The organism is Allocoprobacillus halotolerans (assembly GCF_024399475.1).
Classification (GTDB): domain Bacteria; phylum Bacillota_I; class Bacilli_A; order Erysipelotrichales; family Coprobacillaceae; genus Allocoprobacillus; species Allocoprobacillus halotolerans.
Map to the genome: position 1 here is coordinate 1,606,166 of NZ_CP101620.1, position 17,816 is coordinate 1,623,981.

General features: G+C 36.6%; 12 protein-coding genes, 1 rRNA gene and 1 pseudogene. 10 read left to right on the forward strand and 4 right to left on the reverse strand.

The genetic code is table 11. The annotated features are described in order from the left end of the window. Position 1: 1 nt before the first annotated feature. A pseudogene (gene rpoC / locus NMU03_RS09485) lies at positions 2–3,699 on the forward strand (DNA-directed RNA polymerase subunit beta'). Positions 3,700–3,878: 179 nt separating this feature from the next. On the opposite strand, the gene NMU03_RS09490 reads toward rpoC, so the two are convergent. Beyond that, complete coding sequence (locus NMU03_RS09490; protein WP_290137684.1) at positions 3,879–4,052, reverse strand: hypothetical protein; 174 nt, start codon at positions 4,050–4,052, stop codon at positions 3,879–3,881. Between the two features lie 71 nt (positions 4,053–4,123). Next, positions 4,124–5,200, reverse strand: a complete 1,077-nt coding sequence (locus NMU03_RS09495) for an ISNCY family transposase (protein ID WP_290137895.1) — start codon at positions 5,198–5,200, stop codon at positions 4,124–4,126. A gap of 263 nt (positions 5,201–5,463) precedes the next feature. Here NMU03_RS09495 and rpsL point away from each other — a divergent pair, with 263 nt between their 5' ends. The 4 genes from rpsL (at position 5,464) to tuf (ending at position 9,750) form a co-directional block, all read left to right on the forward strand. Next, positions 5,464–5,877 carry a 30S ribosomal protein S12 gene (rpsL, locus tag NMU03_RS09500; protein ID WP_087244288.1) on the forward strand — a complete coding sequence of 138 codons (414 nt, stop codon included), beginning with the start codon at positions 5,464–5,466 and terminating at the stop codon, positions 5,875–5,877. A gap of 19 nt (positions 5,878–5,896) precedes the next feature. Continuing rightward, the gene (gene rpsG / locus NMU03_RS09505; protein ID WP_087244287.1) at positions 5,897–6,367 is read left to right on the forward strand and encodes a 30S ribosomal protein S7; all 471 of its coding nucleotides are present in this window, start codon (positions 5,897–5,899) and stop codon (positions 6,365–6,367) included. 37 nt (positions 6,368–6,404) lie between these two features. Beyond that, positions 6,405–8,480, forward strand: a complete 2,076-nt coding sequence (fusA, locus tag NMU03_RS09510) for an elongation factor G (RefSeq protein WP_290137898.1) — start codon at positions 6,405–6,407, stop codon at positions 8,478–8,480. Between the two features lie 85 nt (positions 8,481–8,565). Further along, on the forward strand, positions 8,566–9,750 hold the full coding sequence (gene tuf / locus NMU03_RS09515; protein WP_290137900.1) for an elongation factor Tu: 1,185 nt from the start codon (positions 8,566–8,568) through the stop codon (positions 9,748–9,750). 275 nt (positions 9,751–10,025) lie between these two features. Here tuf and NMU03_RS09520 read toward each other — a convergent pair whose 3' ends face one another. Then, the gene (locus tag NMU03_RS09520; protein WP_290137902.1) at positions 10,026–11,588 is read right to left on the reverse strand and encodes a DDE-type integrase/transposase/recombinase; all 1,563 of its coding nucleotides are present in this window, start codon (positions 11,586–11,588) and stop codon (positions 10,026–10,028) included. A gap of 205 nt (positions 11,589–11,793) precedes the next feature. Here NMU03_RS09520 and NMU03_RS09525 point away from each other — a divergent pair, with 205 nt between their 5' ends. From NMU03_RS09525 to ltrA, 4 genes are all read left to right on the forward strand, one after another. Continuing rightward, positions 11,794–11,937, forward strand: a complete 144-nt coding sequence (locus NMU03_RS09525) for an HAD family hydrolase (RefSeq protein ID WP_290137904.1) — start codon at positions 11,794–11,796, stop codon at positions 11,935–11,937. A gap of 22 nt (positions 11,938–11,959) precedes the next feature. Beyond that, entirely contained in the window at positions 11,960–12,583 is a 624-nt protein-coding gene (locus NMU03_RS09530; protein ID WP_290137906.1) for an HAD-IIB family hydrolase, read from the forward strand. 87 nt (positions 12,584–12,670) lie between these two features. Continuing rightward, complete coding sequence (locus NMU03_RS09535) at positions 12,671–12,979, forward strand: PTS lactose/cellobiose transporter subunit IIA (protein WP_087244283.1); 309 nt, start codon at positions 12,671–12,673, stop codon at positions 12,977–12,979. A 554-nt stretch (positions 12,980–13,533) separates the two neighbouring features. Continuing rightward, entirely contained in the window at positions 13,534–14,850 is a 1,317-nt protein-coding gene (gene ltrA / locus NMU03_RS09540; RefSeq protein WP_290137909.1) for a group II intron reverse transcriptase/maturase, read from the forward strand. A gap of 239 nt (positions 14,851–15,089) precedes the next feature. Here ltrA and NMU03_RS09545 read toward each other — a convergent pair whose 3' ends face one another. Next, the gene (locus NMU03_RS09545) at positions 15,090–15,926 is read right to left on the reverse strand and encodes a transposase-like zinc-binding domain-containing protein (RefSeq protein ID WP_290137911.1); all 837 of its coding nucleotides are present in this window, start codon (positions 15,924–15,926) and stop codon (positions 15,090–15,092) included. A 368-nt stretch (positions 15,927–16,294) separates the two neighbouring features. Here NMU03_RS09545 and NMU03_RS09550 point away from each other — a divergent pair. Next, positions 16,295–17,816, forward strand: a 16S ribosomal RNA gene (locus NMU03_RS09550).

The window sequence follows — 17,816 nt, forward strand, 5'->3', positions numbered from 1 at the left end:
AATGGCAGATGTCAATAACTTTTCAGCAATCCAAATTGGATTAGCTTCTCCAGAAAAAATTCGTGAATGGTCTTATGGTGAAGTTAAAAAACCTGAAACTATTAATTATCGTTCTCAAAAACCTGAAAAAGATGGTCTGTTTTGTGAAAAAATCTTTGGACCATCTAAGGATTGGGAATGTAGCTGTGGAAAATATAAGAAAGTCAGATATAAAGGTGTTGTCTGTGATCGTTGTGGTGTAGAAGTTACAAAATCTTCTGTACGTCGTGAACGTATGGGGCATATTGAACTTGCCACACCGGTTGCACATATCTGGTATTTAAAAGGAATTCCTTCAAGAATGGGGCTTATTCTTGATATGACACCAAAGCAACTTGAAGAAATTATTTACTTTGTTTCTTACGTTGTTACAGATAAAGGAAGTACACCTTTAGAATACAAACAAGTTTTATCTGAAAGAGATTATCGTAACTGTTATGAAAAATTCGGCCATCAGTTTGAAGCCAAGACAGGGGCTGAAGCGATTAAAATCTTACTTCAAAAAGTGGATTTAGATGATGAATTTGAATCAGTGACAAAAGATTTAAAAGAAGCACAAGGACAAAGACGTTCTAAATTATTGAAAAGATTGGAAGCTATTGAAGCGTTTAGAACTTCTCATAATCAACCTGAATGGATGATTCTTGATGTTCTTCCAGTTATTCCACCTGATTTAAGACCAATGCTTCAATTAGATGGTGGACGTTTTGCGACAAGTGATTTGAATGATTTATATCGCCGTGTCATTACGCGTAATAACCGTTTGAAAAAATTACTTGAACTTGGAACGCCATCAATTATTGTACAAAATGAAAAACGTATGTTACAGGAAGCTGTTGATGCTTTGATTGATAATGGACGTCGTTCAAAACCAATTACTGGTGCTGGAGGAAGACCATTAAAATCATTAAGCCATACATTAAAAGGAAAACAAGGACGTTTCCGTCAAAACTTACTTGGAAAACGTGTTGATTACTCAGGACGTTCAGTTATTGCAGTTGGTCCAGACTTGAAAATGTATCAATGTGGTATTCCACGTGAAATGGCTTTAAACTTATTTAAACCATTCGTTATTAGTGGGCTTGTTAGAGAACAAATCGCAACAAATATTAAGGCAGCAGAAAGATTAATTGACAAGATGGATGACGTGATTTGGCCAATTGTTGAAGAAGTCATCAAAGAACATCCTATCTTATTAAACCGTGCTCCTACGTTGCATAGATTAGGGATTCAAGCATTTGAACCTAAATTAGTTGAAGGACGAGCTATTCGTTTGCATCCACTTGTATGTCCTGCCTTCAATGCGGACTTCGATGGTGACCAGATGGCGGTTCACGTACCATTAGGTGAAGAAGCCATTCAAGAAGCTCGACAATTAATGCTTGGTTCTCACAATATCTTAGGACCAAAAGATGGAAAACCAATTGTTACACCTTCTCAGGACATGGTGTTAGGGAACTATTACTTAACATTAGAAGATGAAGGTGCAATTGGTGAGGGAACTGTTTTTGCGATGTCAATGAAGTTTTAATGGCTTATGATGCAAAAACTGTGCACTTACACACAAGAATTGCGATTAGAGGAAAATCTCTTAAAAATAAGACATTTACTCCAGAACAGAACAACAGTTATTTAATTACAAGTGTTGGTAAAATTATCTTTAACCAGATTTTTGATGGAGCTTTCCCTTTCATTAATGATTCTAGTAAAGAAAACTTAGTTGCTACACCTGATAAATATTTCGTTCCTATGGGAACTGATATTAAAGCGCATATTAAAGCTCAACCTTTAATTAAACCTTTAGGTAAAAAAGCTTTAGGGAACATTATTAATGAAATGTTCGATCCTACAAAAATTAGTGATACAACAGCGATGTTGGATAAATTGAAGGATCAAGGATTCTATTATTCAACAATTGCCGGAATTACTGTTTCTGTATATGATATTCAGGTTCCTCAAAGTAAATATGTATTATTTGATGAAGCTGATGAAAAACTTGAAGTGATTAAAAAATTATATCGTAAGGGTAAAATCACTGATGAAGAAAGACATAACATCGTGATTAAGTTATGGGAATCTGTTAAAGATCAAGTTCAGGCTGTCGTTAAAGAAGAATTCGAAGCAGATGATCGTAACCCAATCTTCATCATGTCAGATTCAGGAGCCCGTGGGAATATCTCAAACTTTACACAGCTTGTTGGTATGCGTGGATTGATGTCAAATCCAAAAGGGGAAACAATCGAGTTGCCTATTAAATCTTCATTTAGAGAAGGTTTAACAGCGTCAGAATTCTTTATTTCTACGCATGGTGCCCGTAAAGGTTCTACCGATACAGCCTTAAAGACAGCCGATTCAGGATACTTAACAAGACGTTTAGTTGACGTTGCTCAAGAAGTTATTGTTACTGAAGAAGACTGTGGAACAGATCAAGGATTTGTCGTTACAGAATTATATAATACGTCTGATAACTCAGTTATTGTTCCATTATATGACCGTCTTGTAGGGCGTTATTCACAAAAAGATATTGTGCATCCAGAAACAGGAGAAATTCTTGTTAAAGCTGGTGAAATGATTGATGAAGCTATTGCGAAAGATATCACTGATGCTGGTATCAAAGAAGTAGAAATCAGATCAATCTTTGGATGTAAAGCGAAAAACGGAATTTGTCGTAAATGTTATGGCCGTAACTTAGCAACTGGTGAACAAGTTGAATTAGGGGAAGCGATTGGTATTATGGCTGCTCAATCTATCGGTGAGCCAGGTACACAGTTAACAATGCGTACTTTCCACATGGGTGGAGTTGCTGGTGGAGCTGATATCACTCAAGGTTTACCACGTATTCAAGAGTTATTTGAAGCGAGAAATCCAAAAGCAAAATCAATTATTTCAGAAATCGATGGTGAAGTTTCTAATATCATTGATAACAATGGTAGAGCAGAAGTTGTCGTTTCTAACCTATTAGAAACAAGAAGTTATTTAACACCATATGGTGCAAAATTAAGAGTTTCTGTTGGAGATGAAGTTGGTATTGGTTCTAAAATTACTGAAGGTTCTATTGATCCAAAAGAATTATTAGCTGTTGCAGATGTTAAAGCTGTAGAAAACTATATCTTAAAAGAAGTTCAAAAAGTTTATCGTTTACAAGGTATTGAAATTTCAGATAAGCACATCGAAGTTATTATCCATCAAATGTTGAAGAAAATGAGAATTGTTGAAGGTGGAGATACAGGTGCCTTACCGGGAACTCATATTAATGTTCAACGTTTTACAGAACTTAACAAAGAAGTTTTAAAGGCTGGTAAACATCCTGCTGTGGCTAGACCAATTTTATTAGGTATTACTAAAGCTTCACTTGAAACTGAATCATTCTTATCAGCTGCATCATTCCAGGAAACAACAAAAATCTTAACGGATGCTGCAATTAAAGGCAAAGTGGATGAATTAAGTGGACTTAAAGAAAATGTTATTATTGGTAAATTATTACCTGCTGGTACAGGTCTTAGAGGGCCATTGAAATCTCCTGAAACAATTGCTAGAGAATTAGAAGAAGCACGTAAAGAAAAAGAGTTGGAAGAAGCTGAATTACTAGAAGCAGAAACTTTATCAGAAAATTTATTAAGTAGTAGCGAAAGTGATGAAGAATTTTCTGTAGCTGAATAGAATTGTTGACAAGGTCTTGAAATCAAGACCTTGTTTTGTGTTTTTGTACATTAAAAAGAATAAAAAGTGTGTCAAGCAATTTTGAAAATGTCCTAAAAATTTTTAAACATTAGCACCGCAATTTCGGTGCTTTTGCTTTGCAAGATACCTTAAATAAGAATCTTGTTTCCATGGATGACTCATTGGTGGAATATATTTATTTTTTCTTTCTTTGGCTTTATTTCTTCATCAAATTCTTTAGAATATGGACTGTGTTTCGGAACTTCCTGCATCAGGTAAATTTGATCAAGAATATTCACATATAATCCTCCATCAAATGATTCTATGACCATACAATCCATCTTATTTTTCATATAGCATGGGGTCCCGTTTGATGTCACCGGTATGTATATCTTATTTTTGAATTTGATACTGTGTCCTGCATCTATCTTTCTTGGTGAAAGAACCGCCAATGTATGATTAATCTTCTCCAATGATGGTTGCATTTCAAAGACCGATTTGGTACTATTGAGGTGTAGAGCAAATCTGTCATTGAATTTTTTAGGTATGAGTTTAAAAATTCATTGGCTGACTCTATATCTTTGATATGAGCACGTTTAAGCTCGACAGGCAATCTTGATTGAAAGGTCTGATTCAATCGTTCGATTCTGCCTTTGGCTTGAGCAATGCTCGTTGTTTTAATATCAACGCCAAGATTATGACAGGCATAGGAAAACTGTGTAAAGGTGTCTTCGTCATCAAAGGCGTTGTTTTTTCTTTTATATTCAAACACAGTGCGGCGATCAGTATAGAACATGGCAGGGATTCCATAGTTAGTGAGAATTTGATAAAAGACATGATAATAGCCATTTAATGTTTCCTGATGATCAAAACAAGCCCCAACCACCTCACCGGTAGCATCATCGACAGCAAGGTGAAGATGCCAAATTTGACCAGGAATCCACTCATAGCTGGATGCATCCATTTGAATCATCTCACCCTTATATTTACATCTAGGTCTTCTAGGATGAGCATCATTTTCATCAACAGAGGCAATGACTTCTTTGATTTGATTTTGAATTTTTCTAGAAGAAGTATTATTCAATTGAGCCTTCAGTTGATTTTTAAGGATTTTTCTAGTTTTTTTGGTAGCTTTAGGAGAAATAATATTTTCCTCTCTAAGCCATTTATTCAAGGTAGTATCACTGATTTTGACATAAAGATCATCATGAACGATTTCACAGAAATGAGTAAAATTGGCATTAGAGTAATAATCGACATATAATTTAATGATCTGATTTTTAATATCAAGAGGGATGGTAGTAGCAGGAGCTCTACCTCTATTGCCATGAACGAAACCAGCTTTTCCATAAGTTTTATATTTAATGATCAATCTATTAATGGTTCTGACAGAGCAGTTAAGTTTAACAGCAGCACGCTTTTTATTACCATTAGTTTCAACAAGTTTTTTAATAGTCAGATATTTATTTTCTTCATTCATTCTTAAAACAACCTTTCTCATAGAATAACCTCCCAACAAAAGTGAGATTATATAATAACATGAATTTTTGAATATGTCCTGCTAGCAGGACATATTCAACTTGGATACATTAAGACATTATCATATTTGAATCAGATTTGTATGATAAAAAGAATAAAAAGTGTTGACTTTATATATTTTGTCGTATATAATTGCTTTCGGTACTCGACTAAGAGTGCATTTTATCTAATCAAAAAATGAAACACCCGGAATTGTGTGTTAAGAAGAAAGGAAAGGAGAAAGACATGCCTACAATTAATCAATTAGTCAGAAAAGGACGTAGTGAAAAAACATCTAAATCAAAATCACCTGCGTTAAATAGAGGATATAACTCATTATTAAAAAAACCAACTAATATTAGTTCACCTCAAAAACGTGGAGTTTGTACTCGTGTTGCCACTATGACACCAAAGAAACCTAACTCGGCTTTACGTAAATATGCCCGTGTTCGTTTATCAAACGGAATGGAAGTAACTGCATATATTCCAGGAATTGGGCACAACTTACAAGAACACAGCGTTGTGTTAATTCGTGGAGGACGTGTTAAGGACTTACCAGGGGTTCGTTATCACATTATTCGTGGTACTATGGACTGTGCTGGGGTAAAAGATCGTATGCAAGGACGCTCTCGTTATGGAGCTAAAAAACCTAAAAAATAAGAGATAGGAGGAAAAACTGATGTCAAGAAGAGGACGTGTAGCAAAAAGAGATGTACTACCTGATCCAATTTACAATTCTAAGGTAGTTACAAAATTAATTAACAATATCATGCTTGATGGTAAAAAAGGTGTTGCGCAAAACATCTTGTATGAAGCATTTAAAAAGGTTGAAGAAAAAACTGGAAATCCTGCAATGGAAGTATTTGATCAAGCAATCAACAATATTATGCCTGTACTTGAATTAAAAGTAAGACGTATTGGAGGAGCTAACTATCAAGTACCTGTTGAAGTATCTCCAGAAAGAAGAATGACATTAGGTTTAAGATGGTTAGTTAACTATTCTCGTTTAAGAAATGAAAAAAGTATGATTGATCGTCTTGCTAATGAAATTATTGATGCCTCTAATGGAACTGGTGCTTCTGTGAAAAAGAAAGAAGATACTCATAAGATGGCTGAAGCAAATAAAGCATTTGCACATTTCCGTTGGTAATATATTATTTAGAGGAAATATTTGAAAGGAGAAAAATATGGCTCGTGAATTTTCGTTAGAAAAAACTCGTAATATTGGAATCATGGCTCACATTGATGCTGGTAAAACAACAACAACTGAACGTGTTCTTTATTACACTGGAAAAATTCATAAAATTGGTGAAACACATGACGGTGCTTCACAAATGGACTGGATGGAACAAGAGCAAGAACGTGGTATTACAATTACTTCAGCAGCCACAACTGCACAATGGAATGGATACCGTGTTAATATCATTGATACACCAGGCCATGTCGATTTCACTGTTGAAGTAGAACGTTCATTACGTGTACTAGACGGTGCGGTTACTGTATTGGATTCAAAAGCTGGTGTTGAACCTCAAACTGAAACAGTTTGGCGTCAAGCAACAACTTATGGTGTACCTAGAATTGTATTCTGTAATAAAATGGATGCAACAGGTGCTGACTTCTTAATGTCTGTTGAATCAATTGGAAAAAGATTAGATGCAAATGCTGTAGCTATTCAATTACCAATTGGTGCTGAAGATACTTTTGAAGGTGTTATTGACTTAATCAAAATGAAAGCTGTTCATTTCGAAGGAGCAAAAGGAGAAAACGTTGTTTACTCTGAAATTCCTGAAAATATGAAAGCACAAGCAGAAGAATATCGTCAAAAAATGATCGATTCTGCAGCATCATTTGATGATGATTTAATGATGAAAGTTTTAGAAGAAGAACCAGTTACTGAAGAAGAAATTAAAGCGGCTATCCGTAAGGGTGTATTAGCTGTTGAATTATTCCCAGTATTATGTGGTTCTGCATACAAAGATAAAGGTGTTCAATGTATGTTGGATGCTGTTATTGATTACTTACCTGCACCTACTGATGTTCCATCAATTAAAGGTGAAGATGAAGATGGTAATGAAATCGAAAGACATGCAAGTGATGATGAGCCATTCTCTGCATTAGCATTCAAAATTATGGCCGATCCATTTGTTGGAAAATTAACTTTCTTCCGTGTTTATTCAGGTTATGTTGAATCTGGATCATATGTATTAAACTCTTCTAAAGATAAAAAAGAACGTTTAGGACGTATCTTACAGATGCATGCTAATACACGTAAAGAAATTAGCGAAGTTTATGCAGGGGATATTGCTGCAGCAGTTGGATTTAAAAATACAACAACTGGGGATACTATCTGTGATGAAAAGAACTTCATTATCTTAGAAAAAATGGAATTCCCTGAACCAGTTATTGAATTAGCAATTGAACCAAAAACAAAACAAGACCAAGATAAATTAAGTAATGGTTTAGCAAGATTGGCTGAAGAAGACCCAACATTTAGAGTGACTACAAATCCAGAAACTGGTGATACTATTATCGCTGGTGTTGGTGAATTACACTTAGACGTTATCGTAGATCGTTTAAAGAGAGAATATAAAGTAGAAGCTAACGTCGGTGCTCCACAAGTTGCTTATCGTGAAACAATTAGAAAAACTGCTGACTGTGAAGGTAAATTCGTACGTCAGTCAGGTGGACGTGGACAATACGGGCATGTATGGATTAAATTTGAACCTAATGAAGGTAAAGGATTTGAATTCGTTGATGCCGTAGTTGGTGGTACTGTCCCTAGAGAATATATTGGTTCAGTTAAAGCTGGGCTTGAAGAAGCATTAGATAATGGTATGATAGCTGGTTATCCAGTATTAGATATTAAAGCAACATTATTTGATGGTTCTTACCATGATGTCGATTCATCAGAAATGGCATATAAAGTGGCTGCAAGTTTAGCATTAAAAGAAGCTGGTAAGAGATGTGATCCAGTTATCTTAGAACCAATCATGGCAGTTGAAGTTACTGCACCTTCAGAATATTTAGGAAGCGTTATGGGAGATATTTCTTCTAGACGTGGTATGATTGAAGGACAAGAAGAAAGAGGAAACGCTGTTTTAGTGCAAGCAAGTGTACCTTTATCTGAAATGTTTGGATATGTTACTGATTTAAGATCATTTACACAAGGACGTGGAAACTATACTATGCAATTCGATCGTTATGAACCAGTTCCTAAATCAATTGCTGAAAGTATTATTAAGAAAAATGGTGGAAATAATTAATCACTAAAAGTATTGCATTTTTCAATCAAATCATTTAGAATGTATATGTAAAAATTTAATGAAATTTATATAGGAGGAAGCTTAAATGGCTAAAGAAAAATTTGACCGCTCTAAAGCGCATGTTAATATTGGAACAATTGGTCACGTTGACCATGGTAAAACAACTTTAACTGCAGCTATCACTACTGTTTTAGCAAAAGAAGGAAATGCTCAAGCAATGGATTACGCTGCTATCGATGCTGCACCTGAAGAAAAAGAACGTGGTATCACAATCAACACTGCACACGTTGAATATCAAACAGCAACTCGTCACTATGCACACGTTGACTGTCCAGGTCATGCTGACTACATCAAAAACATGATCACTGGTGCTGCACAAATGGATGGGGCTATCTTAGTAGTAGCTGCTACTGATGGACCTATGCCTCAAACAAGAGAACACATCTTATTATCTCGTCAGGTAGGTGTACCTTACATTATCGTATTCTTAAATAAATGCGATATGGTTGATGATGATGAATTAATCGAATTAGTTGAAATGGAAGTTCGTGAATTATTAAATGAATACGGATTCCCAGGAGATGATACTCCAATTATTCGTGGATCAGCTTTAAAAGCATTAGAAGGAGATCCAAAATGGACACCAGCTATCACTGAATTAATGGATGCTGTAGATAGCTATATCCCAACTCCAACTCGTGATACTGATAAACCATTCTTAATGCCAGTTGAAGACGTATTTACAATCACTGGACGTGGAACAGTTGCTACAGGACGTGTTGAAAGAGGACAATTAAAATTAAATGACCCAATCGAAATCGTTGGTATTCATGAAACTCAAAATACAGTTGCTACTGGTATCGAAATGTTCCGTAAATTATTAGACTACGCTGAAGCAGGAGATAACGTAGGTGTATTATTAAGAGGTATCAACAGAGATCAAATTCAACGTGGACAAGTATTAGCTAAACCTGGTTCAGTACATCCACACAAAAAATTCGTATGCCAAGTTTACGTTTTATCAAAAGATGAAGGTGGACGTCATACACCATTCTTCTCTAACTATAGACCACAATTCTATTTCAGAACTACTGACATCACTGGTGTTATTGAATTACCAGAGGGTGTAGAAATGGTTATGCCTGGAGATAATGTAGAATTAACAGTTGAATTAATCCACGCAATCGCAATTGAAAATGGTACAAAATTCTCAATTCGTGAAGGTGGTAGAACTGTTGCTTCTGGAACAGTTACTGAAGTTATTGAATAATTTCGCAATAAAGGTATTCGTAATGGATACCTTTTTTGTTTACTCTTGTTAAAAAAAACGTTATGATGAATGAGGTAGAGTCAAAAATCTATGAAAGTTTTACTCTTTGCAACTTTACAAAGTGTACGATGACTCTGGCAGGATGCATTTATTTGAAAATCTTTCTTTGCCTTTTTCCAAAATTTACGGACTGCCATCTTTCCAATAAAAAAGCCCATTTTTGGGCGCAATGAGGGTATCGTTTCTCACGTCATTTTTTAAAAATGGTGAACTTTCTATGCTGCGTGATATTGTGAGCTGTACTCGATAAGTTGCAGCCATCTGTCAGGCATAAGCATATCCTTTTTGAACAGACCGTCATCAACAGGCGTCTTATAGTTCAGTGCTGAATGCCTTCTTAAGAAATTGAAGAAGCATACAAACAGGACCATATAACTATTTGCACATTCAAGCCTGTCATAGCCATTTGTTCCCTGATAGTTTTGCTTGTATGTCCTGTTGAGGCGCTCCTCAATCTGCTTGAAAGGTCTGTATTTCTGTGATTCCTCATCAAGATTCTTTACACCGATGACCTGATGCAGGTCAAACTTGATTCCATTGATTTCAAAGAAAACCTGTGCTGCATTATAGATTGGATTCCCATCTGTTATAAGAGTCATGTCATCTGGGATTTCACTGTAATGACTTAGACACTCATAAATAGATGTACAGGCACATTTTGTATCTCTTACGGGATAAATTGTGTAAGAAGTGATGATCTTTGTCTTGGGATCAGACCAGAAGAACACGTAATGATTCTTGCCTCTTATCTTAATATAGGTTTCATCGCCGGACAATATGGAGCCAAGCCTGTATGGATACCTGTCAACAAGAGGCTTGACCAGACGTGATACAGTTGTCGCATAGTTGATGACTGTCTGGTGTGATATTTTAAAGCCATGGACTTCCCTGATGATCAGTGCAGTCTTTCTTGAAGAAAGACCATAGTTGACGTAATAGGTCAATGCCAATCCAAGGATTCTGTGATCAAAATGAATTCTTGAAAGATTGACAGGAGTTGTGATGTTTTCTTCAGCCTTTTTAAGATTGTCAAGATTGAACTTGAAGTCACGATAGTGATAGCGAAGCCTGTACTGATTGCTTGAAGTCAGAAGGTGTTCTCCCTTTCCTTCATCGACAAGCTTTTTGTTTTTGATGTAATAGGGGCATTTCATGCTTGGGCATACAAAAACAAGATATCCCTGGCGGTCGTGCTTCATATCAAGCTTTTTGCCACAATGAGGACAGAAGATGCCCGTTTCACCGGAAAGAGAGATCTTCAGGGAGAATGTCTGGCAGCATACCTTGCACATGAATTGACCGCGACCATTGTTGTCATAGATATATTCATGAGGAGCACCACAAAAAGGGCAGACACCCTTAAAGTCAAAATTATTGTTTCTTCTGTTGACGGGCTTGATAGGACGACCATCCTTTAATGCATTTCTAAGAATATCTTCAAAACTCAGCTGAACAGGTGCTTCCTTTTTGAAGACAGGAGGCTCGTCAATTTTAAAGTCGGCATAAGGAATGGTATGATCATTCTTATTGGATTTCTTTAATTTCTTAAACTCTTTTTTAAGAGAGGGATTGATGTGTTTATCAAAGAAATCAATCATCCAGTCGAGATGGATTGTCACCTGCTCAAGGTGATAAATAAAATCAGAGGAATTAAGATGATACTCAACAGAATGAGGGATAGAATTTATCAACTGAAAGAAATCAATATATTTGGAAAACTTAAAGTTAGATTTAGAAAAAGAATTTAAATTATTTAAGATATGTGTTATAGTATTCATGTGAAATATCCTTTCGTTAGATTTTGTGTAAAGAATACTATAACATGGATATTTCACTTTTTTAATACAAATTTTAGAGAAATAGTAAAAAAATAAGAATACAAATTATTATTAAAATAGAACAAATAAAACAAATCAAGAGTAGTGCATTTGTGTTGTCATATAGCAACTTTTGACACTACCATGAATGAGAAGGGGGTATTTTATGGAAAAACTATTTTTCTTTGATATAGATGGGACATTGATTGAGTGCAATAAGGGTATTTATAGCATACCACAAGATGTCAGAGATGGATTAAGAAGTTTACAAAAAAAGGACATGATGTTTTTTAGCGACAGGAAGATGTAAGTGTTTTATTGTTGATGGTGTAATGGATTATCCTTTTAGTGGATATGTGACTTGTAATGGTGCTTATGTAGAATATAAAGGAAAAGAAGTTTATAAAAAAGTGGTCAGTCAAGAAGCAATCAAAAAAACACATGAACTGTGTCTAAAAAGAAATCTAGCCTATTATTTTGAAGGTAATGATTTTATTTATGTATTAAATAAGCAAAATCCTCGACATATCGAGTTTAAAGATAATTGGGGTATGAAAGATAAGGTTATTATTGATGATTTTTGTATAGATGAAATAGAAACATATATTGGAATGATTGTTTTAAATTCATCAGATGATATTGTTCCTATGTATGAAGCTTTATCGGCTTATTTCGATATTCAACAACATCAAAGTGGTTTGTCTTTTGATTTAACTTTAAAAGGAGAATCCAAAGCAAAAGGAATTCAAAAACTGGTTGAGGCTTTAGGAAAAACAATGGAAGATACAGTGGCTTTTGGTGATGGACGTAATGATGTTGAAATGATTTCACAAGTTCATTTAGGGATAGCTATGGGAAATGCCGTATCTCAAACAAAGAAAGTTGCTGATTTTGTAACAGATAATGTTGATTGTGATGGGATTATGAAAGCACTTGAACATTTTTCGTTTCTTTAATGTTTATAGTTGAAATTGTAATGTTGATTTGATAAAATAAATATACAGAGTAATTCTGAATTTGTTTGTTAAAGGAGATATTGAAAAATGGATGAACAAGAACAAGTAGTTATTAACCTTATCGTAAACAGTGGTAGTGCACGTAGCTCAGCTATCGAAGCTATTCAATATGCTAAAGCTGGTGATTTAGATAAGGCTGATGAATCATTACAAAATGCAAAAGAAACTGTAAATGAAGCACATCATGCACAAACTGAATTAATTCAAGCAGAAATTAGAGGAGAAAAAGCTCCATTAAATTTATTAATGGTACATGCACAAGATCATTTAATGACTGCATTAGTTGTTATTGATTTAGCACAAGAATTTATTGATCTTTATAAAAAAATTAAATAAATATAATCATTAATAATTTTAAGATGAAATCCTATTAATTGAATTTGACTCAATTAATAGGATTTTTTGTATGCCGGGCATGGCATATATCTAGGTGGTGAAAGTCCACTGTGGGGGCGATGTCGCAACTGCCAACCACTAGCCAATATCAAGGGTGTCTATCGTGAGATGGAATCTGAAAGAAGATGGAGGCAAAGTCCTGGTCCGAGGAACACGAATCACATCAGGCATATAATAGGGACGAGTGTGCAAAACAACACGAAGTCATAAGAGGTTGCGGAATAGGACTATTATATGTAAATGTGGCGGATATATGGGAGGAAAGAGATATGACCTTATCCCGGGAGGTCTCACTAGCGATACAGCAGTAACAACGAATAGTGAGAAGTCAGCAGAAGTCGTAGTAGTAAGGAAGTGACTGTAATGGTCATGGAGCGAAGGACTGAATAAATCTATCAGTTATTGAATTTTGAATTGATTTCATTATACGAAACCGTGGAGATAGACGAGTACACTAGAAGACCCGAAAGAAGAATGTAGGGAAGGTGAGTATAATGGATAGCGAAAGAAATGGAGGTAACGAAAATATGAAAACTGATAACACATTGCTTGAGGAAATGCTTAGTGATACTAATCTAGAACTAGCATTTACACAAGTCAAACGAAACAAAGGTGCAAGTGGAGTAGATGGAATGGAAGTAGCTGAACTTAAAGACTATTTAGATAAACATCTAGAAGAAATTAAGGACAGTATACGAAACAAGACATATAAGCCACAACCTGTGAGAAGAGTAGAAATACCCAAACCCGATGGCGGAATACGAAATCTAGGAGTGCCAACAGTACTTGATAGATTTGTCCAACAAGCCATAGCCCAAGTGTTAATACCTATCTATGAACCAATATTCAGTGACAATAGTTTTGGATTTAGACCAAATAGATGTTGCGAAATGGCAATCATCAAAGCATTGGAATATATGAATGAAGGCTATCAGTGGATAGTAGATATAGACCTAGAAAAGTTCTTTGATACAGTTAATCATGATAAACTTATTTCACTTGTCATGAAAGATGTAAAGAGTGGAGAAATAGTATCCCTAATTAGGAAATATCTAGTAAGCGGGATTATGATTGATAATGAATATAAAGAGTCAGTCGTAGGAACACCACAAGGTGGAAATCTAAGTCCGCTACTCAGTAACATAGTTCTCAATGAACTAGATAAGGAAATGGAAGCACGAGGACTAAGATTCACACGATATGCAGATGATTGTATTATATTAGTGGGTAGCAGTAAAGCCGCCGATAGAGTAATGGAAAACATTAGTAAATTCATAGAAAAGAAACTAGGACTTAAAGTAAATATGACTAAAAGTAAAGTTTCCAAACCTAATGATATTAAATATCTAGGATTTGGATTCTATTATGACTCTTTTTCATCTATGTGGAAAGCAAAACCACATGAGAAATCTATCGCAACACTGCAAACAAAACTAAGGAGACTAACAAATAGAAGTTGGTCAGTATCGTGGGAATATAGAATACTTAAGATAAGACAACTTGTAAATGGGTGGATTAACTATTACCGTATTGGAAATTTTATAAAAGTCTGTAGAAAACTAGATGCACAAATAAGATTTAGGATACGTATGTACTTATGGAAGAAATGGAAAACCATAGGAAATAGAGAAAAGCAACTAAGAAAGTTAGGGGCATTACCATGGCAAGCTAAAACTTGGGCAAACAGTCGAAAATCATATGCAAGATGTGCAAGTACATTTCTTCGAACAAGAATAACTAATGATTTATTATATAGAAAAGGACTACCATCAATGGTAGCCCAATATCAGTTAAAACATATTTCAGTATAGATTTAAACCGCCGTATGCCGAACGGCACGTACGGTGGTGTGAGAGGTCGAAAATAAATATAAAATTATTTATTTTCTCCTACTCGATTTAAAAAATATGCTCTTTTTAAGAAAAACGTTGCTAAGGGATGACTATCCTGCAAAGATGCCATAACGATATTCATAATATGCTTCTTTAAGAGATATTGGCATTGGTATTGCCAATACAAATTCATTCTTAAATGCTAATGTCTTTTGTACTTATTCTAGTATCTTTTCTGCCAATTCGTTGCGTTTGTATTTATACTTCATCTGTTTTCTAAGTATATTAAAGTTGAGATATCCCTGCATATATCTTGTTCCTATCCCTCTGCTTAATGTTATCAGCTCACGGATTTCCTTCATCATTTCATTGCTTCCCAATGATTTCCCATCTGCTGTGAGATATTTCTTTCCTATCGGTGATGTTGGAATCTGATTGCTCTTGGCTCCTAGATAATTTGCAAATTGCTTTATGCATTGCTTGGAATCTGATATGAGTTCTTTGACATCTTCAAAATATTTTTCATTGGCTTTGTATTTATCAAATGATTCACTGCCCAATCCTGTGATGTTCATAATCATGTAATCAGCATCATCAACTGCACAGATGATGCTTGCGTACTGTGCATCAATTTCTATTTCACCTGAAAGAATCTGCTGATTAATGATTTCAGTGGCTACATGATAGAGTTTATGTCGCATGTAAAAACATGTTGTGACACTCACGCCTAAAAAATGAGCTTCATCTTCCAATTTTATCTTGGATATCTCAAAATTTATGAAATTTTTCCATTGTTCCATAGAAAGATGTGACCGGTAAAGCAGGGTATTTGTTTTATCACAGAATGTTCTATGGCAGTCTTTGTATAGATATCTTTGATTTCCACAATGATCTCTGCCATTTTTCTTGATATGGATAGAACCGCATATAGGACATGTATCCATATCTAATGATTCATCATTTGAAAAATCATTGTTCAATGAAGAAATTAATCTGTTGATATAGTCACTGTCTTTAGGTTTCAAGAAATCAATAACTTGTTTTTCACTAATCATGATAACCACCAATCCTTTTCATATAATATTTTATATGAAATGAAAATTTCATGATTAGAGAAACAATGTTTTAACACCTAAAAAATGGAGTTAAAATCAATTTGTTATATTTTCAGCAATAAATTTATTAAAAAGATTGAAAAAATATAATGCAAAAAAAGTCGATGAAAAGGGAGAAAAAAGGAAAGTGAAGAAAAAAGTAAAAAAAAGATAAAAAAAGACTTGCAAAGGGGAGATAGAGATGGTATTATAGATGGGCACTCGAGAGAGGGCGACAGGGACATTGAAAACTGAACAGTAAACACGTCAATAGAAGATAAAGAAAAGAAAGAAGAGTCAAGAAGACAGGAAGTTGTCTTTAGATAGAGACAATGGAGAGTTTGATCCTGGCTCAGGATGAACGCTGGCGGCGTGCCTAATACATGCAAGTCGGACGCAGTGCCAAGAGCACTGAGTGGCGAACGGGTGAGTAAGACATAAGCAACCTGCCCCTGTGAGGGGGATAACTGCTGGAAACGGCAGCTAAGACCGCATAGGCATCGAGGTCGCATGACCATGATGTTAAATGTCCCACGGGACAGCACGGGGATGGGCTTATGACGCATTAGCTAGTTGGCGGGGCAGCGGCCCACCAAGGCGACGATGCGTAGCCGGCCTGAGAGGGTGGACGGCCACACTGGGACTGAGACACGGCCCAGACTCCTACGGGAGGCAGCAGTAGGGAATTTTCGGCAATGGGCGAAAGCCTGACCGAGCAACGCCGCGTGAAGGAAGAAGTCATTCGTGATGTAAACTTCTGTTATGAAGGAAGAACGCTGGATGGAGGGAATGCCATGCAGGTGACGGTACTTCATGAGGAAGCCACGGCTAACTACGTGCCAGCAGTCGCGGTAATACGTAGGTGGCGAGCGTTATCCGGAATCATTGGGCGTAAAGAGGGAGCAGGCGGCAGTGCAGGTCTGCGGTGAAAGACCGGAGCTAAACTTCGGTAAGCCGTGGAAACCGCACAGCTAGAGAGCATCAGAGGATCGCGAATTCCATGTGTAGCGGTGAAATGCGTAGATATATGGAGGAACACCAGTGGCGAAGGCGGCGGTCTGGGGTGCAGCTGACGCTCAGTCCCGAAAGCGTGGGGAGCAAATAGGATTAGATACCCTAGTAGTCCACGCCGTAAACGATGAGTGCTAAGTGTTGGGGGTCAGACCTCAGTGCTGGAGTTAACGCAATAAGCACTCGCCTGAGTAGTACGTTCGCAAGAATGAAACTCAAAGGAATTGACGGGGGCCGCACAAGCGGTGGAGCATGTGGTTTAATTCGAAGCAACGCGAAGAACCTTACCAGGTCTTGACATGCCGTCAAAGGCTCCAGAGATGGAGAGATAGTCATGGCGGACACAGGTGGTGCATGGTTGTCGTCAGCTCGTGTCGTGAGATGTTGGGTTAAGTCCCGCAACGAGCGCAACCCCTGTTGCCAGTTGCCAGCATTAGGTTGGGGACTCTGGCGAGACTGCCTCTGCAAGGAGGAGGAAGGCGGGGATGACGTCAAATCATCATGCCCCTTATGACCTGGGCTACACACGTGCTACAATGGACGGATCAGAGGGCAGCGAAGCCGCGAGGCGGAGCGAAACCCAGAAACCCGTTCACAGTTCGGACTGCAGTCTGCAACTCGACTGCACGAAGCTGGAATCGCTAGTAATCGCGAATCAGCATGTCGCGGTGAATACGTTCTCGGGCCTTGTACACACCGCCCGTCACACCATGAGAGTTGGTAACACCCGAAGCCGGTGGCCCAACCGCAAGGAGGGAGCTGTCTAAGGTGGGACTGATGATTGGGGTGAAGTCGTAACAAGGTATCCCTACGGGAACGTGGGGATGGATCACCTCCTTT

Excerpts from the sequence above, each read along its gene's own strand:
- NMU03_RS09520 (WP_290137902.1), bottom strand. The coding sequence starts at position 11,588 with ATGAATACTATAACACATATCTTAAATAATTTAAATTCTTTTTCTAAA.
- rpsL (WP_087244288.1), top strand. The coding sequence starts at position 5,464 with ATGCCTACAATTAATCAATTAGTCAGAAAAGGACGTAGTGAAAAAACA.
- NMU03_RS09535 (WP_087244283.1), top strand. The coding sequence starts at position 12,671 with ATGGATGAACAAGAACAAGTAGTTATTAACCTTATCGTAAACAGTGGT.
- fusA (WP_290137898.1), top strand. The coding sequence starts at position 6,405 with ATGGCTCGTGAATTTTCGTTAGAAAAAACTCGTAATATTGGAATCATG.
- NMU03_RS09495 (WP_290137895.1), bottom strand. The coding sequence starts at position 5,200 with ATGAGAAAGGTTGTTTTAAGAATGAATGAAGAAAATAAATATCTGACT.
- tuf (WP_290137900.1), top strand. The coding sequence starts at position 8,566 with ATGGCTAAAGAAAAATTTGACCGCTCTAAAGCGCATGTTAATATTGGA.
- NMU03_RS09525 (WP_290137904.1), top strand. The coding sequence starts at position 11,794 with ATGGAAAAACTATTTTTCTTTGATATAGATGGGACATTGATTGAGTGC.
- ltrA (WP_290137909.1), top strand. The coding sequence starts at position 13,534 with ATGGATAGCGAAAGAAATGGAGGTAACGAAAATATGAAAACTGATAAC.
- NMU03_RS09530 (WP_290137906.1), top strand. The coding sequence starts at position 11,960 with ATGGATTATCCTTTTAGTGGATATGTGACTTGTAATGGTGCTTATGTA.
- rpsG (WP_087244287.1), top strand. The coding sequence starts at position 5,897 with ATGTCAAGAAGAGGACGTGTAGCAAAAAGAGATGTACTACCTGATCCA.
- NMU03_RS09545 (WP_290137911.1), bottom strand. The coding sequence starts at position 15,926 with ATGATTAGTGAAAAACAAGTTATTGATTTCTTGAAACCTAAAGACAGT.
- NMU03_RS09490 (WP_290137684.1), bottom strand. The coding sequence starts at position 4,052 with ATGAAAAATAAGATGGATTGTATGGTCATAGAATCATTTGATGGAGGA.